Origin of the sequence: Petrotoga sp. 8T1HF07.NaAc.6.1, assembly GCF_016772115.1 — a bacterium.
In the GTDB taxonomy this organism is placed as follows: domain Bacteria; phylum Thermotogota; class Thermotogae; order Petrotogales; family Petrotogaceae; genus Petrotoga; species Petrotoga mobilis.
The window spans coordinates 22,114-46,077 of sequence record NZ_AUPG01000011.1 but is presented as its reverse complement, the minus strand read 5'-3'; the positions used below and the strand labels follow the sequence as shown (position 1 = coordinate 46,077).

Here is a 23,964-nt window from a genome sequence, read left to right as displayed (position 1 = left end):
AAATGTTAGCTTTTGATAAATTTGTGAATAAGTACTATGTCAATGTAGAAATCATCGCCCAAACACCAATACATGTGGGATCAGGTGAGGAAGGTTTATCCCCATTAGAAGTCGATAACAGCGTACTAAAAGATTCACAAGGGAACGCTGTGATACCAGGTTCAACTTTGAAAGGTGTTTTTAGATCAACCTTAGAGCAAATACTAAAATCCAAAAATATCAACGTTTGTGAAGAAGAAAATGGTAAACCATGCATCGATCAAAAGGAAAGGAAGAAATATAAAACTGAAAATGAATGGTTTGCCCACATAGAAAAAAACATTTGCGAAGTTTGCAATCTTTTTGGTTCTAACTCTTTTTCTTCTAGGGTTTTTTTCAGTGATGCGATAGCAGATCAAAATCGGCAAAACATAGAAAATAGAGATGGTATAAAGATCAGAAGAGACACCGAAATAACTGCAGACAAGGCCAAATATGATTACGAGATCGTATCTGTCGGAACAGCTTTTAAAACTGACATTTTGATGGAAAACGTAGAAGATTATCAAGTTGGATACATTCTATTTCTCATAGATATGGTGAACAACGGACTTGTAAGATTTGGTGGTAAAAAATCAGTAGGCTTAGGTAAGCTAAAATTTAATTATAAAATTAGCTCCATAGATTTAGAAGATATCACTCAGGGTAGATTCGAACCCCAACCGTTAGATCCCATTAGAATAGAAGAAATAAAAAAGGCAACTTTAGATTATTTAGCAAAAGCTGGTGAAAAAAATGTTTAAAACGATAAGAAATTTTCATATATTCCATCTCAAGATAACCCCCAAAAGTGGTTTTCACATAGGTTCTGGTGACATAGATATAAGTCCAGTAGCTACCGATGCACAATTTGTAAGGCTAAACACACCTTGGGGAAAAACTGTACATATACCAGGAAGTTCTTTAAAAGGTGTTTTTAGAGCAGACGCAGAAGCTTTACTTAAATCTATGGGTAAAGAAGTTTGTGAACTTTCTATAAACCGTAATAAAGATTGTGGTGACAAATTTGAGCTAAAAAAGGTTGAAAAAGCTGAAGAAATATATCCACAAGTATGTTATGCATGTAAAATGTTTGGAAACATGAAAATGGCTTCTGTTGTGAGATTTGAAGACTTCTTCCCTTTTGAAAGTGATGACGGGGATGATGAAAAAGCCAAAAAAATAAAAGAAATAGAAGAATACACTTTTGTAAGAAACGGAATTAAGATTGACAGGTTTACAGGGAGCACTGTAGGAGGTGCATTATACGACTTTGAAGTATTAAACGGTGGAAATTTTTATGGTAATGTACTTCTAAAAAATCCTGAAATTTGGCAAGTTTTGATGTTCTACAAAACGATAAACAATATAAATGATGGGTTTGTTAAAGTTGGCGGTAAAAAATCTAGAGGATTAGGAAAGTTAGATGTTGAAATCAAATCGTTGGAGATATATTCTACAAATAAAAATGCCATAACTTTCACTACATTTGAAAATGGTCGCTTTATGAACAAAAACGTTGAATTCAACTTCCAAAATGCAGAAAAGGAAGAAGATTTAATAGGTTTAAAAATCAAGATTACCAACAAAGATGAAATTAAAAGTTATTTTGATCAAATGTTGACAAAACTACCCGAAAGTTGGTGATAAGATGAATATAATATTTGATAAATTTGATAAAAAGTTAAAATGCGAAGTGATCTACAATGATTACAAAGAATTCGTTTATTTAAAGTTGACAGTGGAGGAAGCGAAAGAAATCTTTGATAAATTAAAATCCACAAACTACAAAGATTTCTACTTTAGAGCATTTGCAAAAGAATTTGACTACATGTATAATTACGGTGAAGAAATTTATGATCTGGAAAGTATAGAACCAAATGAGAAACTATGCTTAAACCCCAAGATTAAAAACTTACCCAAAACAAATGTCAATGGCGTTAAAAAGGATAATTTTCATGTTTATTTTAGGATGGGTTATATACAAGGAGATGATGATTAATGCAAGAATACGAATCTCCAAAAGGGTACTACTATGTACAGCGAAAAGAACCGTCAGCCCCTGTAGCAACGACGGTAAAACATTCCGATATATACAAAGATCCCAAATTATTCTATGGAACCTTAATTGGATACATAAAGACACTCAAGCCTCTGTGTTTCACCCAAAACTTGTTTAAATTTCAAAATGAGAAACCTACTTACCTTCTACAAAGAGAAGCTGGTAAAATCGTTCTACCAGGTTCCCAACTAAAAGGGGCTATAAAAACATACATGCAGGCTTTAAGCGAGTCATACGATGAAGAAATTGAAAGAGATCCTAAAAACATAAAACCAGACCCAGTGAACGCAATAACTGGAAGAGGGAAATATGCTTCAAGGCTTCTCTTCAACGATATAATAATTGATGAAAAAAAAGCAAAAACAAAAATTATTGATGGAAAGCAACAATGGAATCAAAAACTTGAAAATCGCTACCCATCGATCCGTTTGTACAGCCACAATGATCACGAAGATTTGGATCACAAAGTTCTATTTGAGGTTTTGCCCACTAAAACGTACTTGGATTTTGAAATACTCATCAAAGGGCTGACAAAGGTTGAAATGGGATTGTTGTTTTTGGCGACGGGAATTGTTCCTAAATATCAATTTGACCTCAAAATTGGAAGGGGTAAAAACTTAGATATGGGATCAGTACGTTTTACTCCTTTAAAGTTAATTCAACCGAATAAATCATTCAAAAACACAAGAAAAGTTTACGCAGAAAAAGAGTTAGCCCAATTCATATATTCATGCGGTAATGCATATCTTAAAAATATGAGTGAAGCGAACAACGAAAATCTTAATCAAATAATAGAAGACTCAAAAAGAAGTGATGGCAAATGACAAACAAAAAAGCGATAATAAAGGATGCCCAGAGAATCGCCGATAATTTCGCAGTAAAAATAGATGATCTTAACGGATTTATCAACACTATAAAAGGCAACATAAATTTTATTAAAAATTATGACGTTGATGAATTTTTAGCTATCAATGAAAATAAAGTAGATAAACATATCATTAGAGACCGATCAGCCTTCAAAATGCTTAAAGATGTTGTTAAAGAAAGAAAAGCCAAGTACACTAAAGAAGAACTCTTAAGTTTTTTAGGATATCTTGCTCGAGAATTAACGTATTTCAAATCTAAAAGTTAATCTTAAATAAAGTCTGTTGGAACCCCGTTGGGGCCTCAACAGACTATTTTTCTTTGACTATTTTTTATGTATTAGGTTCAGCTTTTGTATTTATCAACTCAACGTATTCAGCAAAATATGAAAATTCCTGATTTTTCTTTGGATCAAAATTAAGCTTTACCTCCGGTAAAAAACTAACTTTTTTATGGGCTATGATCTCTGAAGTATCTTTCAAATTTATGAAATTATTAGATTTAAAATAAAATTCAATGTTGTTTTTTGATGTAATAAAACCAAACCCTCTATCTTTAAAGTATATCTTTATTGTTCCTTCTTCTTTAGGCATGAGCTCATAAAAATACTCATCGATCTTTTTCCTTGCCTCTTTATCTGACACATTGAGAACTTCCTTTTCAAACTCTTGTATTACAAAATTGTCTGTAAATTTGTAGCCGTATTTGTCCATTACTTTTTTAAAGTAAAAGTAAAATAATTTTGAATCTTCTACCTTACCAAGCTCTCTCAAAAGATTTGAAATATACCAGAAAGATTTGTACAAAATATTAAGATTTGCATCCGTTTTAACTGATTTTATATAATACCACAAAGCTTTTTTCTTGTCTTTCTTTTTCAATGCTTCAGCAATGTATTGATCTATAATTCCATTTTTTAATTCGTTTCTGAGAATTTTAAGCCAAGTTATAGCTTCTTTTAGATCCCCACGAAGAGCCTTCGCGTGGTAATATTTACTCATATGCCAATATTTATTTTGCCTATTTGCAAAGTTTGGTTTTTTTGATTCAGCCTTTTCATAAAAGCTAAGAAACCTATTTAGATCTTTTACATGTAAAAGTTTTGCAGTATAACTAACATAACTAGCTAAAACAGAGTCCAATTGTTTTTTCTCGCCATTCTTTTCATACTGTCTAATTTCGTTGCTTAGGTTGTCAGGATTAACTAACGATAAATAGTAAATTTTTTGATCCAAGGAGATTTGGCTATTTTTAATGTTTTTTATGAGTAAATCTACCGTTGCTGAATACGAAGAATATTTATCAGCACCGTCTTTGTACATTTCTAAAAGTTCTTTTAATTGTTTGTAGTATTTTACATGAAAATTAGGCTTGTTTTTAAAATATTTGAAATATAGTACCCAAGAATATTGATTTTTTACGAAATTAATGCTTTTATCATTATCTTTTGATTCATGTGTATATTGCTCCAGACGTTGTTTTCCTATTTTCTCAGCTTCATCAAGTTGGTTCCCCGTCCTCAACCTTTTTATTTCTTGGGATAATTCATAGTTGCTTAATTTATCATAGTCAGAAATATTCATGAAAGACCCTTCCTTTCATTTTATATAAGGTAATTATATTATATTTATTCACATTAATGCAAACAATTAAAGAGAGAAAGTGCCACCATAATAATTAGAAACTCTATAAAAGGAGGAATTTAAAATGGATGAAAAGTGGAAAAGTTTGATAGAAGAATATATAGATGATTTAAGGATTCTAGTTGAATGGGCTATTGGTGAAGCTTTAGATATTGAAGAAGGGATAGTTGATGTAATTCTTGATGAAAACGGTAAAGTGTATACAGTAAATTCACCATCAAAAGATACCATAGCTAGTGAAGTAAGATCCGGGAAAGCTATTTATATTGGTCGTTTTGACGCCAAAGATTATGACTTTAAAGATATAATTCACAATTTGAAAGAAGAAGAATTTAAGGCACTCTTTGAAGGGTATGAAGATCAAAAGTACCTCAAAGAATATGTGAAATCTTTTAAAGAGTTTGAAGATCCTGCTTTCTTTGAAACCCTACCGAATAGAATTAAAAACCATGTATATATGACTATTTTTAGTGATATTACTTATAAATTTTTTAAAGAAAATAACTTAGAATACAATTGGGATTTTGAGGCAGAACTTGAGGACAGGGGTTATATTTCAGACACACTAGTTATTAACGAAGATTTATCTGATGAATTGCTTTTAGAAGATGACGAAGATTTTTAGGATTTTTTAATTTTCAAATTGTCTGTCTACCTCCAAGAAGGAAACGCTCCGAAGGGGGTTCAAGGTAGAAAACCTAGGGGATCGACAGACAAGTATTAAGCAGTAAAAAATCAATGACTTATGTATTATAATTAAGTTGAATTCAAAAATGAGAGGTGGTGTTCTATGGGAATACCCTTAGTTAGCGATAAATTCAAGAAAGAAGAATCTAAGTTAAAAGCCTTGTTGAACGATTATTTAGACCTTATCAATGGGAATTCTTTTTTGATTAAAGATAAAATTGACGAAGTGAAGAGCGAATTTGAAACACTTTTCAATTTTGTGGTTGTAGGCAAAGTTAAAGCTGGTAAAAGTAGCTTTTTAAACGCTTTACTTGGAATTAAAGAAGGAGAAGAGAGTATCTTCGAGGTCGGACCAGGACCTCAGACTTCCAAAATAACAATCGTTCGAAAGGGTCAAGGGAACGTTGAAACAAGAGGTGATATGGTTACAATCTACAAAGATTTGGATTCTTTGGAAGGAATAGAGATAATAGACACCCCAGGAACGGACACAATAATGGAGAAACATGAAAAGATTACCAGAGATTTTTTAGAAAATAGCAATCTGATAATGTTTGTTTTCGACTCGAAAAATATATATACAAAAAGCGATTGGGAGTTGATCGAAAAGATCATCAAGGATTTGAAAAAAGATGTCATCTTTATTCTCTCCCAGAAGGATAGAGCTTCACAAGAAGAGATAGAAATGGCTAAAAAAGAGCTTATAAATAGATGCAACAAAATAGATTTGAAAGATCCCAAAATCTTTTTAACTTCAGCTAAGCTAGAAATTGAGTCTAAACCTGATAGTGGGTTCCAACAGGTTAGAGATTATATTTTTAACGAAATAGGTAGTCATGACAAGAAAAGAATGAAGTTGAAAACAATTATAGGTAAGATTAGATTTTCCGTTGACCAAAATAGCAACATTTTGAACGAAAAAATCGATGAATTGGAAGTTCTTGAGAGATATTATGAAACCCTTAATGCGTTTTTGGGAGAGAATCATTCTTTTTTTAATATTAGGTTTGATTCAATTAATGATGCTATAAAAAATTATTACTTGAATAAGTTAACTGATTTGAAAGATTCAATCTTAAACTTTTATAAGACGCAGAAAAAAGTGAAAGAAAATATCGAGTATGAGATTTCTCAATTCAAAAAAGAAGTATCAAAAACCCTGAACGATAGAATAACCAGAGAGATTTTAAACATTAGGGATGAAGAAAAGAGCAGAATAAATAGATTTTTTGATAAGAAGGAAGTTGTAGATAGATTAGGAATCGATCCTTTCTTAAGGGAAAAGTTAAAGTTGGATGTTGATAAAGAGTTTATTATTTTTTCCAATGATTTAGAAAAAGAAATCAACAAAATTTTAGATAGAACCTTTAAAACAGTGACGTTTAAAAACAAAAATCTGTTGAACCGGTTATACATCTCAAGAAGTGTTCAAAAAAGATTGGATAATGAAATTTCTAATCAAATGAAGGCTTTAGAAAATACACTTAAATCTAATGTTGAATCTTTTTTAAATAGCTTAAAGGTAAAAATGCAAACAAGTATGTTTGAAAACTACGAGGCATTTAAAAAGGAGATAAATAACCTAGAACATTTCAAAAATCTAAAAGAAAGAATTGATGTATACTCAAGACAATTGGAAGATATAGAGTCGTCTATCAGCAGTAAGTCTTTTTAGTTTCTCTTTTTTATGATATAATATTTCTATATTTTTAGGTTTGTGGAGGTGCTTTCTTTTTTGTTTGATCCCAATTTTATTAGAAATATAGCAATAATTGCACATATTGATCATGGAAAAACAACCTTGATGGATAGAATACTGGAATTGACACATTCGATAGACGAAAGAAATATGAGAGAACAGTATTTAGATTCAATGGACTTAGAAAGAGAGAAAGGAATTACTATAAAATCACATCCGGTCAAGGTTTTTTATACTGGAAAGGATGGAAATGAATATGAGCTGAATATTTTGGACACTCCTGGGCATATTGATTTTACCTATGAAGTTTCGAGAAGTTTGGCAGCATGTGAAGGTGCTATTTTACTGGTCGATGCCACACAAGGTGTTCAGGCTCAAACCGTTACTAACACGTATTTAGCCATGGAAAACAATTTGGAGATCATTGGTGCAATAAACAAAATAGATCTTCCAACTGCAAATATCGATGAAACAATGTTGGAGATAAATGATTTGGTTGGTATTGAAGCTGACTCAATAATCCCTATTAGTGCTAAAACCGGAGAGGGTGTCACAGATTTACTGGAATTGATTATTCAAAAGGTTCCTTCGCCCCTTAGTAAAGGCAATGTTTTAGATAAGTTGAAAGGTTTGATATTCGATGCTAAGTACGATAAGTACAAAGGGATCATCGTTTATTGTAGGATATTTGGTGGCAAGGTAAAAAAAGGTGACAAGATTAAATTAATGGCATCTGAAGGAACCTATGAGGTTACCGAGGTTGGGATCTTTCACCCAGAGATGATAGAGACAGAGGACCTGTCCGCTGGCGAAATAGGTTACATTGTAGCCGGAATAAAAGATATTGAGCAGGCAAGAGTGGGAGATACAATTACCGATGCGCTGAATCCCATAGAAAAACCTCTTCCTGGGTACAAAGAGGTAAAACCAATGGTTTATGCGGGACTTTATCCAGGTTTACCCGAGTATTATGAGGAGTTAAGAAAGGCTCTTGAAAAGTTGAAATTGAATGATGCGTCTCTTGTATTCACACCTGAAAGTTCCCCTGCTATGGGATATGGTTTTAGGGTAGGTTTTTTAGGCTTACTTCACATGGATGTGGTTAAAGAACGTTTGCAAAGGGAATTTGAGCTCGCCGTTATCCTAACTGTTCCGAGTGTAATTTACAAGGCTAAGCTAAGAAATGGGGAAGAAATAGAAATTACAAATCCTTCAGAGTTTCCAGATGAAGATTTGATAGAAAAAGTTTACGAACCTTTTTGCAAGTTGGATATTATCACGCCACCTGATTATATGGGAGATTTGATAAATCTTGCTCAAGTCGAAAAAAGAGGAAATTTTTCTCATGTATCAAATGCAGGTAAAAATAGGGTGGTTTTGCATTTTGAAATTCCTTTGGCTGATTTGATCTTCGATTTCTTCGATAAGATGAAGGCTATCAGTAAGGGTTACGCCTCTATGGATTACGAGATAACAGGGTACAAAGAGTCTAATTTAGTGAAGTTAGAAATTTTAATAAATAGAGAGAAAGTTGACGCCTTATCTTACGTTGTTCATGACAGTCAAAGCTATACACTTGCAAGAAAATTAGTGGATAAATTAAGAGATTTAATTCCCAGACATCAGTTTGAGATACCTATCCAAGCATATTGCAAGGGTAAGATAATCGCAAGATCCACTATTAAAGCTTTAAGAAAAGATGTCCTTCAAAAGTGTTACGGTGGAGATGTGACCAGAAAGATGAAATTGTTAGAAAAGCAAAAAGAGGGTAAAAAAAGGATGAGAGAGATTGGTAAAGTCAATATTCCTCAAGAGGCCTTCCTGGCTTTGTTGAAGGTTAACGAAGATGAAGAATAAATTTGGAGGTGTCAGAGTTGGCAGGAGATTTAAAAGAGAGTAAAAGTAAAGGTCGAAATATCTACAGAATAATCCTATGGATTGGCGGACTGGCTTCTTTATTTGTGTTTTCTTTGGTTATTAACCAACCGTGGATTCTTTTTGCTATAACCATTGTAGCTCTTTTGAGTAAAGAGTGGCTGTTAGCCTTTATCATCACTGGTATAAGAGGTACAGGTATTTTTGGAGCCATGGGAGAAGTTGAAATGTTGTGGGTTACATTATGTATCTTTTTTATATTCATTTGGGCTCTTTTCAGGTTCTTCTTTGATACGGATAGATTTTTGAGAAAGAAGGTGCGAAGTTTACACGCAAATCACAATCGAGAAGGGTAAAATCATAAGGTCAGATTTATAGTATCATTTTTTAAGTTTCCCGTCCCACAAATTATATAGGGGGGAACACATATGAAAATTAGAACAAAGTTAAACTTTTTCGTTCCAGTAATAGTAATAGTCGGGGTTATAAGTATAATTCTTGTATCTATTTTTTATCAACAGAAGGTTTATGATTTTCAAAATGAAAACTTTGTAGAACAGGTAAATTATAGTTACTTAAGCGAATTAAAAAACCTTGAAAACTCTTTAAAAAGAACTTTAGATTCTATTTTGGCAAATGAAGAGATTGCAAAAGCTTTTGCAGAGAATGATCGTCAAAAGCTTCAAGAACTGACCCTTCCGATTTGGAACACGCTAAGGGAAAATAATATTGAGCAATTTCAATTTCACAAAAACTCTGTTACTTTTTTGAGATTACATGACACAGGACAATACGGTGATGATTTGAGTTCTTTCAGGAAAACAATAAATCAGGTAAACAAAACAAAAGAACCTACTTCAGGCCCTGAAATTGGAAGAGCTGGATTAGGTTTTAGATATGTAGCTCCAGTGTATTATAATAATGAATTTCAAGGTACAGCAGAATTGGGTTTATCAATAAACAAGGAACTCTTAGAGAAAATCGAAGGAGACTCTGTCCTTAAAATTTTCGATAATGACTTAAGTGGTGAAGTAGAAATTTTTGAATCAAATAAATATGATCTTTCTTTATTTACCAACAATGTAGAATCAATAAAATCGGGAAATGATTTTTTCTACGATATAAAAGATAATTATTTAATGGCTATGTTCCCCCTAGTAGATTTTAGTAATAAAGTAATAGGATATGTCGGGACAAAAATAGATTACAGTGAAATTATCTCTAACAATAACAACGGGATATTTTTTTCTATAATTATCAGTTCTGCTATTTTGATTATAATTATTTTAGTTACTCTACTTATATCAAGAAAACTAGTTAAAGAAGTTAATTATTTGAAAAATAAAGTAAACGATTTTTCAAATGGTAATTTGGTTTTGGACTTTTCTGACATGAATTTAGATAGTGAATTTGAGATAATAGCTAACTCAATCAAAGAAGCAGTGAATAAGCTCAAAAATTCAATGATGAGAATAACTCAAATCTCTCAAGACTTTGGAATTTTAAGTGCCAATCTTGCGAGATCTTCACAAATTTCTAAAGAGCATTTGGATAACACTAGTCAAAAAACAAAAGACATCAATTACAATTCACAAGATACAGATGAGAGAATTCATGAGGTACGTCAAAGTATCGAAGATTTAACCACTGCAAACGATAATCAGGCAAAATCAGCACAAAATCTAAACGAAATATCAAATGGAATACACCAAAGTTCAGATGAAGGAGTAAAAAATATTGAAAGAATGAACGAAATGTTGTTCGAAGCTGTAAAAAAAGCTGAAGAATCAATGAAAAATTCAGAAATCCTATCCAAAAATTCTGAAGAAATAAAAGAAATAATAAACACAATAGATAGTATAACTGAACAGACCAATTTATTAGCTTTGAATGCTGCCATAGAAGCAGCTAGAGCTGGCGAAGCTGGAAGAGGCTTTGCTGTAGTAGCGGATGAAATACGAAAACTTGCAGAAGAAAGTAAAGAAGCCACAGAAAACATAGCAAAAATAATAACTGATCTAATTGTAATATCTCAAAAAACAAATCTTTCCAATAAAGAAACATCAAATCTCATAGAAAAAACAGAGGATGAGTCTCAAAATGTATTGGGACAGTTTGAAGAGATGAATTCAAGAATATCCGAAATGAACGAAATAATTGAAAATTTCTCTGCCAATACTGAAGAAACAACTGCTACAGCAGAAGAAATAAGTTCAAACATGAATTCTGTTTCAAAAATGGTCGATCAAATAAGAAATAGTGTCGAGGGTATTACTAAAGATACGGATATTCTATCCAAAGATAGTGAAAATTTAGTTAATGTTTCAGAGCATGTTTTTACTGGACTTAATGCACTTATAGAAACTGTATCAACTTTTAGTTTATACAATAACGAGGAGAAAATAAAAGAGTTTGAAAAAGCTATAAAAGCTCATCAAAATTGGGTTGATTTATTTGAAAAGAAGTTAAAGGATCCTAATATTGATTTAGAAAGTAATCCAGATAGATGTAGTTTCGGTATTTTTTCAAAAACATTTCATATCGAAAAAGAACTAGCTGATGATTGGGCACAGCTCTTAAGATTACATTCCCAATTGCATAAAAAAGCTGAAGAACTTGGAACAAGAGAAGATAAACAAGCACTGCTTTCTGAAGTAAAAAGGATTTCAAGTGACTTGGAAAAAAGCCTACAAAATATGATAACTAAACTGAAATAAAAATGTCTCTATGTGTAATACCAAGTAGCTCATACAATCGTGTGGCAGGAGGTAGATGATTGAATCATCTACCTCCTGCCTTCTTTTGTTTTTTAAAATTAATTTTGTTTAATGTTGTATTTTCTTTTTATCCTTTTGATCTCGTCCCGGTACCTCGCTGCTTCTTCGTATTTTAATTCGGAGGCTGCTTCGTACATTTTTTCTTCAAGCATAGCCAAGTAATCATCCGGAGAGAGGTTCTCCTCTACAGCGAATATATAATCTTCTTCTTTTACCTCGTTATCTTTGAATGGTGCAAACATGTCTTCTGGTAATTTTTTAATGATACTTTTTGGAGTGATGTTGTTATCTATATTGTATTGAATCTGTATTTCTCTTCTTCTGTTTGTTTCATCGATGGCAGTTTTCATCGCCTCCGTTATTCGGTCGGCGTACAGTAATACCTTCCCTTGAACGTTTCTTGCAGCTCTACCAATCGTTTGAATCAACGTAGTTTCAGACCTTAAAAATCCTTCTCTATCTGCATCCATTATGGCAACAAGAGAAACTTCGGGTAAATCTAACCCTTCTCTAAGTAAGTTTACACCAACAACTACTTCAATTTCGCCGTTTCTTATTTTTTTTATTACCTCTGACCTTTCAATTGTATCGAGTTCAGAGTGTAGATATAGTGATTTAATGCCCATTAGGTTCAAATGGTCTGAGAGGATTTCTGCATCTTTCTTCGTTAAAACCACCGCTAGAGCCCTTTCTCCTCTTTCTACAACCTCTTTTACTTCGGAAATGAAGTCGTCTACTTGCCCTTCTGTCGATTTTACTTCAACCTTTGGATCTACAAGTCCCGTAGGCCTGATTATTTGTTCAACTATTTGGTCTGATACTTCCATTTCGAATGGGCCTGGGGTAGCTGATACAAAGATAATTTGATTGGTTCTTTCCAAAAACTCTTCGAATCTTAAAGGTCTGTTATCTAAAGCTGACGGCAATCTAAATCCGTAGTCAACTAAGTTTTTCTTCCTCGCGTAATCCCCTCTGAACATTGCCCTTAACTGTGGTACCGCTATGTGAGATTCGTCAATAAAAGTAACAAAATCTTCATCGAAGTAATCCAAAAGTGTCCATGGAGAGTCTCCAGGATTCCTACCATCGAAATACCTTGAATAATTTTCTATCCCTTTACAGTATCCCAATGTTTGAAGGAATTCTAAATCTTGTTTTACCCTTTGCTCTATTCGTTGAGCTTCTAAAAGTTTACCTTCCCTTTTGAAATATTCTATTTGGGTTTGCAGATCGGCATTTATTCTTTCAATAGCTGAAAAAATCTTTTCCTGACTGGTTACAAATTCTTTCGCTGGATAAATAGTAATTTTATCAAATTCTTCTATTATGGTTCTGTTGAATACGTCAAGTGCTTCGATCTTTTCGACTTCGTTATCGAAAAAAGTTACCCTTATTCCAAAATCTTCGTAAGGAGGGAATATCTCTAAAACATCACCCTTCCATCTGAACGTTCCACCGAGATAATCTTTCTCTTGCCTTGTGTATTGCATTTTACCAAGTTTAATTAAGATTTCTCTTCTAGAATACTCTTCATTCACTCTCAGATAAAGGTTTATGTTTGAAAAGTCATCGGGATTGCCCGAGGCATAGATAGCTGAGACGCTTGAAACTACAATTACATCTCTCCTTGTTAAAACTGATTTTAACGTTGAGAGCCTCATTTTAACTAAAATATCGTTTATGTCTGCATTTTTTTCTATGTATATGTCTCGAGAGGGGATGTAGGCTTCTGGTTGATAGTAATCGTAATAACTTATAAAAAATTCGACTCTATTTTCCGGGAAGAACTCTTTGAATTCGTTGTATAGTTGAACGGCTAAAATTTTATTAGGGGATAGTACTAAAGTTGGTCGATTCACGTTTGCAATAATATTAGCCATTGTATAGGTTTTACCAGATCCAGTAACGCCCAGTAAAGTTTGGAACCTATAATTTTTATTGATCCCAGAAGAGAGTTCTTCTATTGCTTTTGGTTGATCGCCTTGAGGTTCGTATTCGGAACGAAGCTTAAACATGATAAACACACCTCCATCAAACCTCTGCTTTAAATTCTAATATATTAGAATCTAAAAGTGAATCCTGCACTGATTTTAAAATCATTTGTCGTTTCGATATTTCCTACTTCTTCTATGGGGAATAGGAAATTATATCCCGCTTCTATGTATAGTCCAGAGGTTTCGTTTATATAATAACTATAATCTATAACTGGTGATAGTTTAAAGTAAACAGCGGATGCGTCATCCGAAGCTGTAACACTTTTCACCCCAACTAAGATCCCCAATAAAAGGGTTGCGTCCTTTTCTGATAGATAGTTAAGATAACCTAATTTGAAATCAAAATCTCCATCAAATGTGCTTTCATCGAACAAAAATACAAAAGAGAATCCAGTATATAAGTGTTCATAGTTATCGAATCCAGCTTCGAACCCGACACCGTTTTTTTCAAATCCTTCGTTCACGTAATATATTCCTGTGATGGTTCTTATTGGAGAGAGAGTTGGATTTTCTAATACGTAAACATTTTCATCTCGGTAGTTGAAATTTTTTGGGGCTTCGAGTATCTTTAACAAACTGTTGTTATCCCAGACTTCTTCGGCTATCAATTTCCCACCGTGAAGGTCATAGAACTCTCCATTCAATTCTTTAGTGATTACAAATTCAAACATCGTACCTTCTCTTATTCCAACGTTTCTGCCAGCATCTATATGAACATATTTATTTTCTATAGATATAATATTGGCTTTTATTTTAAAAAGTTTGTTCAACTCCGTAGAGATAGAAGAGGCAAGATTATTGGCAGCGGATCTTCTTGAATAGTATATCGCTTCAAAATCACTTGTACTAGCATTTATATATGAGGTGCCACTTGAAGTGAGAAGTTTAGAATAGATGTTTTCTCCTGTGGAAATTTTGACGACGTTGACCTTCGCTAGTATACGGTACTCCCACCATATTAATTCTTCGGTTTTCTCTAAGTTAGGGAAGCTTTCAAGTATTTGAATATAAACTAAAAAATCCGCATCTAGATTTTTCTTCATGTAATCTTCATTTTCGAGCATTTCTCTAAGATTTTCTAATAACAGATCATCTTTTGATAATACCTTATATTTGCCTTGTTCTTCGAGATCATTTTTTAAATATTGTTCTAACAAAGAACCAATACTGGAATCACCTTCTGTGTAAATCAAAAAACTTCTTCTTAGATCGATAACTTCACTAGACTGAGAAAATAACTGCAATAAAAAGATTGAAACAAAAATAGATAACATCAGAATCCTTTTCAATTTTCATCATCCCCTCAATTTTATTTAAATAGATGAAATCTTTTCAGCCAATTCCTTTTTCCCGGTTTTTATAGCACATTTATACAATTGCATCTTTTCATTGAATATTATACCAGCTTCCAAGAGAGTTTTTTCATCCAGTAAAACAAATTCGTCAAAATTGCCTTTAAAAGCTTCTTCTCCATTTTTTAACAGCAGTACGTTAGGTTTCAAACTGGCGAATTCGTCTATCCAATGGGTTGATATTATTATGGTCTTTCCCAAGTTGTGAAGTTCTTTTATAAGGTTGAATATAGAAGTTTTTGTTACGTAATCTAATCCAACAGTGGGTTCGTCAAAGATTATATAATCAGGGTTATATGAGAGAACAGAGATAATAGCTACCTTCCTCATTTCTCCACCTGAGAGTTCGAATGGATTTTTTTCGAGGTATGATTCCGGTAACTTTACCAACTCTAAATAATACTTTAGTAAATCATCACTTAGTTGAACCCCAAAATTTTTTGGTGCAAACATTATTTCTTCCTTTACAGTGGGAAGAAAAAATTGGGATTCAGGGTATTGAAAAACTATGCCTATCTTCTTTCTGATATCTTTTATGTTGACCTTTTTGTCTTTTGTGGATAATCCCTCAACTAAGACTTTTCCTTGTTGGGGTAGAAGTAATCCATTCATTAAACTTATCAATGTAGTTTTCCCAGATCCTGTATGTCCAACGAATAACCACAAATCCCCTTTTTTTATTTCCAGATTTATATTTGCTAGGGCTGTCTTTTGAAAAGGTGTATTCAATGCGTAAGTAAAACTTACATCTTCAAACATTATCGACATATTTCATCAACCAACTCTTTTAAATCAGCATTAAATTGTCTTTTTATTTTTTCGTTGAAAGGTAGTTCAGATTGAATAACGTTACTTTTGTAAAATTGATCTTTCTCCCCTTCATAAACAATCTCTCCATCGTTGAGAGCGATTATTTTGTCTACATGCTCCAGGTCAGAATAATGATGAGAGGCAATTATGATCGTTTCTCCTATTTCTCTGAGATTGCGTATAACTTTATAGATTTCATTTCGACCTTTTGGATCTAACATGGAAGTAGGTTCATCCATGAGTATAATCTCAGGTTCCATTGCCAGAATGGAGGCTATTGCAAGTCTTTGTTTTTGCCCTCCAGATAATGCATTTGGGTCTGCGTGGTTCAACCCTTCCAACCCTACCGTTGAAAGTGCCCATTCGATTCTTTCTAGCATTTTTTCTCTTGGGACCCCTATGTTTTCTAACCCAAAAGCCACATCCTCTTCAACCGTGACCCCTATAATTTGATTTTCTGGGTTTTGAAAAATATAACCGACCTTTATTTTATTATGTTCATCTAATTTTTGGTCTTTGATAATTACTTCTCCCTCTTGAGGGAATAAAATACCACATAGAAGCTTTAGAAGCGTAGATTTCCCACTTCCATTACTCCCAACTAATCCGATAAACTCGCCTTTTTTGACGTCTAAATTTATATTCGTTAGTACTTTTTTTTCATAATAACTGAAAGAAAGATTTTTGCATCCAAAAAACATCTTAGCCCCTCTTTATCGAAAGATAAACTCTAAAACCTCCGGATTTTTCCAACTCTTTTACGTTGCCAAAGATTTGTTCCATGTAACTTTCTAATGCTTTCCCACCCTTATTGTGGTAAGCAACTAAATATATCTTGCCATTTTCATTCAAATGGTGATAAGATTCTTCGATTAGTTCATATAATACTTCTTTACCTGCAACTATTGGAGGGTTGCTAACAATAACATCGAAGTAGTCATCTTCCCATGGTTTGAATAGATTTCCTTGTTTGATCACAGCGTTCACGTTGTTATTTTTGGCATTTATCTTAGAAAAATCAACTGCTCTGTTGTTTACGTCACTCATATACAGATCTATGTCCGGAAACTCTCTTTTTAAGGATATACCTATTACACCATATCCGCATCCCATGTCCAAAACTTTTTCATTTGTTAATTCTACTTTTTCGATTAATAAAATGCTTGCCCTGTCTATCCTTTTCTTTCCATACACTCCAGAAGGGGCTTTAAAAAGATACTTATGCCCATTTCTTAATATTAAAACTAATTCTTTTACCGTTAGTTCTGAAGTTGGGTTTTCGGTGTAGTAATGCTCAAAAGAGGGTGTTCTTTTGATTTCTTTTTCTTTTACAGGGTTCAGATCGTTATTAACTTTTTTTATTACTTCGTCAACTTTCATGAAAGCAATATCTTCAGGACCGTATATTTGAACATCTTCATATTCGTTATTATTTTTCTTTTTTTGAGCCAATTTATTCGTACCTCCAAAATTATTAAAGATGGCTGGGTAACCCTGCTGCACATAGAAATCTCCGCTTATGGCTGCTCCCTTCCAGGCCTGACCAGTTTCGCGGGTTCCTATTGCGCAGGACCCAGCCTCCTGTAATGACGCTTTCATATTATATCATTTCATTGTTGAAAAATCAATTAATCTTGTTAAAAGCTATGTTAACCTTAAAAATCATCGGGATTTGCCCCAAATCTTTTACTTTGATCTAAATTGTCTATTATCTTCATTTCTTCCTCTGTTAGTTCAAAGTCGAAAATATCAGCATTTTCTTTTATCCTTTCCTTGTGCACAGATTTTGGAATGGTTACCACCCCATGTTGCAAGTCCCATCTCAATACTATTTGTGCGGGAGTTTTTTTATACTTTTTAGCTATATCAACTATCTGAGGTATATTTTGAACTCTTCCTCTCATTAATGGACTCCAAGCCTCTAGCTGTATCTTATTTCTTTGACAGAAATCCAAAAGATCTCTTTGCAGTAAGTATGGATGAAATTCTACTTGATTCACCATAGGGGTAATTTCACAGTTGTTTATTATATCTTGGAGATGATGAATTAAAAAGTTACTCACACCAATAGCTCTTACTCTACCTTCCTTATACAGCTTTTCAAGAGCTTTCCAGGTTTCTATATATCTTCCACTTACAGGCCAATGAATTAAGTATAAGTCTAAATAATCTGTTCCCAATCTTTTTAATGAATTTTCAAAAGAGTTTAAAGTACTTTCAAAACCTTGGTTCGTATTCCATACTTTGGAGGTTATAAAAATTTCATCTCTCGGTATTTTACTTTTCCTGATTGCTTTACCTATCTCTTCTTCGTTTTCGTACATTTCTGCAGTATCTATCAATCTGTATCCTATACTTAAAGCGTACTTTACACCCTCTATCAACTCATCTCCATGGGCTTTGTACGTCCCATAGCCCAACCAAGGGATTTTCACTTTATTGGCTAATTCTGTGTTATCATAGATGCTTGTAATTCTCATAGATCAACCCCCTTGTTTCAGTTTTTTATCTTGATTTTGTTTTTTTTCATTCAACTTCAAGTAGCAATCTCTACAGACGGCGATATATTTTTCAAATCCCCCAACATCTATTTCTCCACCATTTTCAACGATCTTGTAAGATATTGTACCTCTATACTCCCCACATTCATGGCAAACGGCTTTCTTTTTAATTACCGTGTCTGCATGAGCCATTAAAAGTGAAGTAACTTTGAATGGATTATTTTTATAACTCAAATCCAAACCAGCACAATAAACATCCTTACCTGAATTGATCATCTCGACAACAACTTCTCTAAGGGGCTCGTCTAGAAACTGAATTTCATCTATAAAAACCGCTTTTTCGTCTCCATCAAGTTTAGGCAAAATTTCAGCGGAGTTATTGATGGGAATGGCTTTAACAGATGTATTAGAGTGGGATACAATGTAAGTTTCATTGTATCGGTTATCTAACAAAGGTTTGAAGACTTTTATTTTCTTTTTACCAAGTGTGTAAATTTCAATGAAAGAGATTAATTCGGAAGTTTTACCGGAATACATAGGTCCAACAATTACTACTAAATTACCTGTTGCCATATTAAAGTTTCACATCCCTTTTTCATTAGTTTTAATTAAATTTTTCGGATAGTAGTTGATCAATCTCATCCAAAGACTCTTTCCACAATGTTTCAATTCCAAAATCATTCAGAATATCCAAGGAAGGGGTTCTGAATATAAAATAGTCCTTGTAATTGAATCTTCCCACGGAAACAACGTAGAGCACATATGAAGCAACCGCCTTGATAGGATACCATTTGTATAAGAAGAAAAAGTTTTTCAAAAAAACATCATACAAGTTTTTAATATTCACATCTTCTATCTCGTAATGTTCATACAAAACTTCATCAAAGATCCTCATAAACCTGGCTGGTAATTTGTTGGGGAAAAAATGCTTGTCTAACCTGAAAACAGTGGTGTTCCACTCTTTTTTTAATAAAGCTGCATCGATCAAGGTTTCTATTTTAGTATGTGATTTGCCAGTGTTTCTTTCTATGATATGTATCCGTGGATGTATTTTCATATCAAGATAAGAATGTAGATATAAACCTAAGGCATACTCAGGACTTTCCTTTTGAATCTCTCTTATTAACCTTGTTAAATCAACATTATGCAACGTTTCACCAATAATGTGATATTTGGGATCAGAAATATTGTAATAAAAAATATCTGGGCCCATCAGTCCAAGGTTAAACATCTTCACATTTTTCAAACTGTTTGGAAAAATCTTATGACCGAAGATAATGTGTGTTAAATATCCTGGCATCCCTTAACTCCCTAATATGGTTTTGTACTTTTTTATTTTATCATATTTTTATAAATTACTAATTTAAAATTTCTAATGAATTAGTACCTTTTTATACACCCTTGAAAAATTTTCTCCTAATATCTTCTTTATATCTTCTTCACCATATCCCCTTTGTAGTAATTTCTCAACGAGTAATACAATATTTGAATGGTTATCTAAAACTTGAAAAGATGGGGATGGATTAAGTTCGTTCACAAACTGGGGGTTAAATTTTTTTAGGTGCTCACAGAAATCAAATCCTAAACCAACATACTCAATACCTACTAAATTTACAATATGATCTATATGTTTAACTAAATCATCAACATTGGCTTTTTCCGGATCATTCGATACGATTTTGTTATAGGCGTTTATTCCTATTACTCCATCGGTATCTGCTATCGCCTTTATCTGTGAATCAGAGAGGTTTCTTTCTAAGTTTACTATCTTTCTACAATCAGAATGGGAAGCTATTATAGGTCCTTTACTAAGCTCGATAACTTGCCAAAATCCTTTGTCGTTTAAATGGCTAACATCTATTACCATACCTAAGCTTTGAGCTTTTTTAACTAAATCAATTCCAAAATCAGATAAACCGTTCGAGTTTTTCTTGGGGTCTGGCGGTAGAAACTTGCTTCCATCACCAGCGTAGTTCCTTCGACTCCAAGTCAGCCCGACAAATCTTACACCTAAACGGTAAAAGATATCGAGTAAATCTAAATCGTTGTATAGAGGTTCAACTCCTTCAAAAGATAAAAATATTCCGATTTTATTACTTTCTTTTGCTTTAATTATATCTTCGTAGGATTTACATAACATTAAATAATCGCTTGATTCTTCTAATTCCTTGTAAAATGAACTGATTTGGTCTAAAGCTTCTCTTAATGAGATTTCAGGGGTTAAAAAGCTTTCGATAAACAAAGAGGAAACTACGGCATTTAATCCACCTTTACGAAAATTGTCAAGATGATCGTTTTCTATAACTTTGTGAATCCCATATTTCCTTTGATTTGCTACATCCATTAGTAAATCAAAGTGTGCATCGATTACAAGACTTTCTTCTAAGATTTTATGAGCTTGTTCTTTGAAATTAGTCAAAATATTTCCTCCTCGATCTTTTGTTATTTTTTTGCGGTTGCAGTTGTAGGGATATCAGGTTTTTTAATTATACTATTATTTTCATAATTTTTTCTAATTCTTTAAAAAAATGGAGGAAAATCCATCTTATTACAAATAGTTACCTCTGAGATATTGGCGGGGATTGAGTAGGCTTATCACATCACAGAGTACGAACCTTTCGTTCAGTTTATAGATTCTAATTCCTCTATAACGAAATTAAAAATGAAATATATTCTCTCTTCTAACCCAAAAGGATATATAATCCTTCCTACAAAAGAATTGGTAGAAGATGAAATCTTCAAAAGGTTATTAAAAAAAGAGTTTCCTATGGTTTTTGTAGATAAAACGGTTAACGATATTAGAAAACCACTCGTTCAGTCTGATAATTACTTAGGTGCTTATAACTTAACTAAAGAACTTATTCACAATTCAACGGTTAAATCTATAATGTTTTTCTCTGAAGAGGAAGCAAGCGCATTTCTCTCTACTTTAATTCCTAAAGAAGTAACCTTTCAAAATTATCCATTGCTTTTTCAAGGTAAACAAATGATGAGAAGCTTTCTGATTAGTATTATAGTAGCGGTTTCAGCAACTCTAATATGTGTTATAATTTCTGCGTTAGCAGCATTCTCCTTCAATAAATAAAGTGGAGATAACCCTACCGTTATTTAATCCTACTCACAAGAAAAAAGAGATAAGATTACCTCAAAAAGCAATAAAAACCGATTTGTTAGAGAACGAATTAGAAGAATTTGATGGGACGATCAAGCCAAAAGAGATATTAACGTTAAAAATACCTAAGCTATCTTTAAATACTTTTTCTGATGATCAAGGCTCAAAAGTTAACATCGTATATCCTAAATTTACGTGGGATATCTCTGAAGATCTTTCAAAACCGGATATAAGTATAATAAATAAAATGGAAAGAGAAGTCAGAGACCTTAAAGAACAAATAAAGGATGTAGATAAGAAAATAAAGGAAACTCAAGGTATTAGTAGATACGAATTGCATTTTGAAAAGTATAAATTAATGAGAAAAGCGTTAGAATTAGAGTTATCCTCGTTATATAACAGATCTAAAATTGAACGTGTGGATTCTTCAAAAATAGAACATATAATTGTAAAGTTGAACGATGTAAGAATAAAAAGAAGGGGAATAGAGTTTTTACTAGCCACTCTCAAATAGTTTCACATCCATACACATTATACAGTGGGGGACATCAACATGAAAAAAATATTTGGTTTAGTACAATTAAATTCAAAATTGAACGACAAAGGAACAAACCTTAAAAAGTTAGATTCATTGATTTCAAAAGAAGTAAAAAAGGCGGATTTATACATTCTACCAGAGTTTTTTAACATAGGATACGATCTTGAAAGTATTAACAATTACGCTGAAAATCTTGCCGAAATTATACCTGACGGAGAAACAACTCAAGAAGTTGTAAGAATAGCAAAAAAATACAACATCTCTATTGTTGCAAACATTTTAGAAAAAGACCCTTTAATAATTGGCAAGTATTACGATACCTCGATTTTAATAGATGAATCAGGTAAATTACTTGGTAAGTATAGAAAAATCTTTGTTTTTCCAAAAGAAAAGTTTAGACTTTCCGAAGGAACGTCTATTGAGATAATAGATTGGAAGGGTATAAAAATAGGTTTATCAATTTGTTATGATCATGCCTTTCCTGAATTATATAGGATAATGGCACTTAGAGGGGCACAAATACTAATAATTACATCTGCTGTTCCAAAAGGTTTTGAAAAATTAGTGGAAGTAAGAACATCCGCACGAGCACAAGATAATCAATTGTTTGCAATCGGTGTAAACGCCGTTGGTAAGCCCTCTGAAGATTCGATCCCTTTCTGTGGAAATTCCATAGCTGTAGATCCGCACGGGGATACCCTAATTAAATTGGGAGACGAAGAAGACGTCATTGCAAACGTAAGTATAGATACCGATAAAATTCTTGAAGAAAGGCTTTTGGAGCCATCACTTCACGAAATAAAGATGTTGAAGATCTACGATGGGATAGATTTCAGAATTGATTAAACAAAAACCCTCCAAAAGTCGCTTATGATTTTGGAGGGTTTTTGAATTTTTAATATTGAAGATCAAATTTAGGGTCGACGGATTTGGCATTTAACTCTCGAGAAGTTTTGACTTCTTTTTTCAAAATCTCTTTCCAAGTATCTAAGAGCTCTTGTAGAAAAGATCTTACTTCTTTTAAAATTTCAGTATCTTTTTTGGTATTTGATTCTAACAATCTTTGATACATGTAATTGTATAGTGCTCTGAGATTTTTAGCTATCTCTCCACCTTTTTCAAGATTCAAAGAAACGTTGAGTTCTGTGACTATGTCTTCAACTCTTATGATCTGTTTATTGGCCTCGGAAAAATTTTTGCTTTCAATAGCTTTTATTGCCTTATTTATTCTTTCGATCGAATTTTGATACAAAAGTTCGACTAACTTTGCAGGACTAGCTGTTTTTATACTGTTTTCAAAATAATAGTTAGCGTTTTGATTATTATTGTACATTCAAATTACACCCCTTTTTTCTCAAGAGTTTTTTGAGCATTTTTTAAAATCGTTTCAAAGGTAGACAAAACTTCACTGAAATCAAATTCAATGATGTCTGAAAGCTCCAAATAATCTTGTTCACCTTGAGATCTAATTATATCTTGGACAACATTTTGTACGTCGTCTAAGTCTCCTGGGTTGTAAAAATCTTCCTCGCTGAAAGCTCGTGTTTGTTCTATGACGTCTAATAGTGCTTGCAAACCTTCTGCAATACTGTTAAGCATTTTATGCCCTTCGTTTGTATTAAGCAAAACTTCTTTTGAAACCCTTTCTAAATTTTCCCTAACCTTACTAATATATTCAAGTGATTGGGAGATAAGATCGAACAAAACTTCTTTTTTTGATGTGAATTCCAACTCTACCTCTTCTCCACCTTCAAAGAAAGAATCCTTTATTTCATCGTAATAATTCAAAGGGATTTCTTTTTCATTGATGGTTATTTTAGTTAAAACGCCTTTCGTTTTGTTAATGTAGTCTTGCACCATTTCTTCAAAAGTACTGTACTTATCTACTGGAATATCTAAATTATCAGTTTTTACACCACTTATTTTTAACTTTATATTCTCATCATCAAACATTGTACTCACTCCTTTTTTAGATTAACTTCTAGTATATAATCGTCTAAAAAAGTTATTTCTTTAAATAAAAGTATGATAT

At 32.8% G+C, this 23,964-nt stretch carries 25 protein-coding genes and 1 other RNA gene; 13 read left to right on the top strand and 13 right to left on the bottom strand.

Features of this window, described 5'->3' with window-relative positions:
• Nucleotides 1-2: 2 nt before the first annotated feature.
• The 5 genes from csx7 to NAAC61_RS08150 are packed head-to-tail and all read left to right on the top strand — an operon-like array spanning nt 3 to nt 3,212.
• The gene (gene csx7, locus NAAC61_RS08170; protein WP_202695687.1) at nt 3-782 is read left to right on the top strand and encodes a type III CRISPR-associated RAMP protein Csx7; all 780 of its coding nucleotides are present in this window, start codon (nt 3-5) and stop codon (nt 780-782) included.
• Nucleotides 775-1,665 (top strand): RAMP superfamily CRISPR-associated protein, encoded by an 891-nt coding sequence (locus NAAC61_RS08165; protein WP_121959387.1) that lies wholly within the window; start codon nt 775-777, stop codon nt 1,663-1,665. Before csx7 ends, NAAC61_RS08165 begins: the two co-directional genes overlap by 8 nt.
• 4 nt (nt 1,666-1,669) lie before the next feature.
• Nucleotides 1,670-2,020, top strand: a complete 351-nt coding sequence (locus NAAC61_RS08160) for a hypothetical protein (protein ID WP_121959386.1) — start codon at nt 1,670-1,672, stop codon at nt 2,018-2,020.
• Nucleotides 2,020-2,904, top strand: coding sequence for an RAMP superfamily CRISPR-associated protein (locus tag NAAC61_RS08155; protein ID WP_202695686.1), 885 nt, complete (start codon nt 2,020-2,022; stop codon nt 2,902-2,904). Before NAAC61_RS08160 ends, NAAC61_RS08155 begins: the two co-directional genes overlap by 1 nt.
• Nucleotides 2,901-3,212: a hypothetical protein gene (locus NAAC61_RS08150; protein ID WP_121567397.1), complete on the top strand. Its 312-nt coding sequence runs from the start codon at nt 2,901-2,903 to the stop codon at nt 3,210-3,212. Before NAAC61_RS08155 ends, NAAC61_RS08150 begins: the two co-directional genes overlap by 4 nt.
• Before the next feature lie 64 nt (nt 3,213-3,276).
• Here NAAC61_RS08150 and NAAC61_RS08145 read toward each other — a convergent pair whose 3' ends face one another.
• Nucleotides 3,277-4,527 carry a hypothetical protein gene (locus NAAC61_RS08145; protein WP_202695684.1) on the bottom strand — a complete coding sequence of 417 codons (1,251 nt, stop codon included), beginning with the start codon at nt 4,525-4,527 and terminating at the stop codon, nt 3,277-3,279.
• Nucleotides 4,528-4,651: 124 nt separating this feature from the next.
• Here NAAC61_RS08145 and NAAC61_RS08140 point away from each other — a divergent pair, with 124 nt between their 5' ends.
• From NAAC61_RS08140 to NAAC61_RS08120, 5 genes are all read left to right on the top strand, one after another.
• Complete coding sequence (locus NAAC61_RS08140; protein WP_202695682.1) at nt 4,652-5,212, top strand: hypothetical protein; 561 nt, start codon at nt 4,652-4,654, stop codon at nt 5,210-5,212.
• A gap of 165 nt (nt 5,213-5,377) precedes the next feature.
• Nucleotides 5,378-6,949: a dynamin family protein gene (locus NAAC61_RS08135; RefSeq protein WP_202695680.1), complete on the top strand. Its 1,572-nt coding sequence runs from the start codon at nt 5,378-5,380 to the stop codon at nt 6,947-6,949.
• A gap of 60 nt (nt 6,950-7,009) precedes the next feature.
• Nucleotides 7,010-8,830: a translation elongation factor 4 gene (gene lepA / locus NAAC61_RS08130; protein WP_202695676.1), complete on the top strand. Its 1,821-nt coding sequence runs from the start codon at nt 7,010-7,012 to the stop codon at nt 8,828-8,830.
• 17 nt (nt 8,831-8,847) lie between these two features.
• Nucleotides 8,848-9,204, top strand: coding sequence for a hypothetical protein (locus NAAC61_RS08125; RefSeq protein ID WP_202695672.1), 357 nt, complete (start codon nt 8,848-8,850; stop codon nt 9,202-9,204).
• A 72-nt stretch (nt 9,205-9,276) separates the two neighbouring features.
• Complete coding sequence (locus NAAC61_RS08120; RefSeq protein ID WP_202695670.1) at nt 9,277-11,565, top strand: methyl-accepting chemotaxis protein; 2,289 nt, start codon at nt 9,277-9,279, stop codon at nt 11,563-11,565.
• A 98-nt stretch (nt 11,566-11,663) separates the two neighbouring features.
• On the opposite strand, the gene uvrB is transcribed toward NAAC61_RS08120, so the two are convergent.
• From uvrB to NAAC61_RS08070, 10 genes are all read right to left on the bottom strand, one after another.
• The gene (gene uvrB / locus NAAC61_RS08115; protein ID WP_121515276.1) at nt 11,664-13,640 is read right to left on the bottom strand and encodes an excinuclease ABC subunit UvrB; all 1,977 of its coding nucleotides are present in this window, start codon (nt 13,638-13,640) and stop codon (nt 11,664-11,666) included.
• 44 nt (nt 13,641-13,684) lie between these two features.
• Entirely contained in the window at nt 13,685-14,908 is a 1,224-nt protein-coding gene (locus tag NAAC61_RS08110; protein ID WP_202695668.1) for a hypothetical protein, read from the bottom strand.
• Nucleotides 14,909-14,932: 24 nt separating this feature from the next.
• Complete coding sequence (locus tag NAAC61_RS08105) at nt 14,933-15,739, bottom strand: ATP-binding cassette domain-containing protein (protein WP_202695667.1); 807 nt, start codon at nt 15,737-15,739, stop codon at nt 14,933-14,935.
• Nucleotides 15,730-16,482, bottom strand: a complete 753-nt coding sequence (locus NAAC61_RS08100) for an energy-coupling factor ABC transporter ATP-binding protein (protein ID WP_121515273.1) — start codon at nt 16,480-16,482, stop codon at nt 15,730-15,732. The genes NAAC61_RS08105 and NAAC61_RS08100 overlap by 10 nt, the downstream gene beginning before the upstream one ends.
• A 1-nt stretch (nt 16,483) precedes the next feature.
• On the bottom strand, nt 16,484-17,161 hold the full coding sequence (locus NAAC61_RS08095) for a methyltransferase (RefSeq protein ID WP_202695726.1): 678 nt from the start codon (nt 17,159-17,161) through the stop codon (nt 16,484-16,486).
• A gap of 99 nt (nt 17,162-17,260) precedes the next feature.
• Nucleotides 17,261-17,360: signal recognition particle sRNA small type (ffs, locus tag NAAC61_RS08090), an RNA gene on the bottom strand.
• A 76-nt stretch (nt 17,361-17,436) separates the two neighbouring features.
• Nucleotides 17,437-18,261: an aldo/keto reductase gene (locus NAAC61_RS08085; RefSeq protein WP_202695665.1), complete on the bottom strand. Its 825-nt coding sequence runs from the start codon at nt 18,259-18,261 to the stop codon at nt 17,437-17,439.
• Nucleotides 18,262-18,264: 3 nt separating this feature from the next.
• The gene (locus NAAC61_RS08080) at nt 18,265-18,855 is read right to left on the bottom strand and encodes a thymidine kinase (RefSeq protein ID WP_012209302.1); all 591 of its coding nucleotides are present in this window, start codon (nt 18,853-18,855) and stop codon (nt 18,265-18,267) included.
• A 31-nt stretch (nt 18,856-18,886) separates the two neighbouring features.
• A complete protein-coding gene (locus NAAC61_RS08075; RefSeq protein WP_012209301.1) occupies nt 18,887-19,582 on the bottom strand; it encodes a hypothetical protein in 696 nt (231 codons plus the stop codon).
• 72 nt (nt 19,583-19,654) lie between these two features.
• Nucleotides 19,655-20,701 (bottom strand): dipeptidase, encoded by a 1,047-nt coding sequence (locus NAAC61_RS08070; protein WP_202695664.1) that lies wholly within the window; start codon nt 20,699-20,701, stop codon nt 19,655-19,657.
• Nucleotides 20,702-20,944: 243 nt separating this feature from the next.
• Between NAAC61_RS08070 and NAAC61_RS08065 the strand changes: the two genes are divergently transcribed.
• Genes NAAC61_RS08065 through NAAC61_RS08055 form a run of 3 tightly spaced genes read left to right on the top strand, consistent with a single transcriptional unit; the run spans nt 20,945 to nt 22,778 of the window.
• A complete protein-coding gene (locus NAAC61_RS08065) occupies nt 20,945-21,367 on the top strand; it encodes a hypothetical protein (protein WP_202695663.1) in 423 nt (140 codons plus the stop codon).
• A gap of 1 nt (nt 21,368) precedes the next feature.
• Nucleotides 21,369-21,908, top strand: coding sequence for a glycosyl hydrolase-related protein (locus NAAC61_RS08060; RefSeq protein WP_202695662.1), 540 nt, complete (start codon nt 21,369-21,371; stop codon nt 21,906-21,908).
• A gap of 39 nt (nt 21,909-21,947) precedes the next feature.
• Nucleotides 21,948-22,778, top strand: a complete 831-nt coding sequence (locus tag NAAC61_RS08055) for a carbon-nitrogen hydrolase family protein (protein ID WP_103064498.1) — start codon at nt 21,948-21,950, stop codon at nt 22,776-22,778.
• Between the two features lie 49 nt (nt 22,779-22,827).
• Here NAAC61_RS08055 and fliS read toward each other — a convergent pair whose 3' ends face one another.
• Entirely contained in the window at nt 22,828-23,265 is a 438-nt protein-coding gene (gene fliS, locus NAAC61_RS08050; protein ID WP_121959371.1) for a flagellar export chaperone FliS, read from the bottom strand.
• A 5-nt stretch (nt 23,266-23,270) separates the two neighbouring features.
• Nucleotides 23,271-23,885 carry a hypothetical protein gene (locus NAAC61_RS08045; RefSeq protein ID WP_012209288.1) on the bottom strand — a complete coding sequence of 205 codons (615 nt, stop codon included), beginning with the start codon at nt 23,883-23,885 and terminating at the stop codon, nt 23,271-23,273.
• Nucleotides 23,886-23,964: the final 79 nt, after the last annotated feature.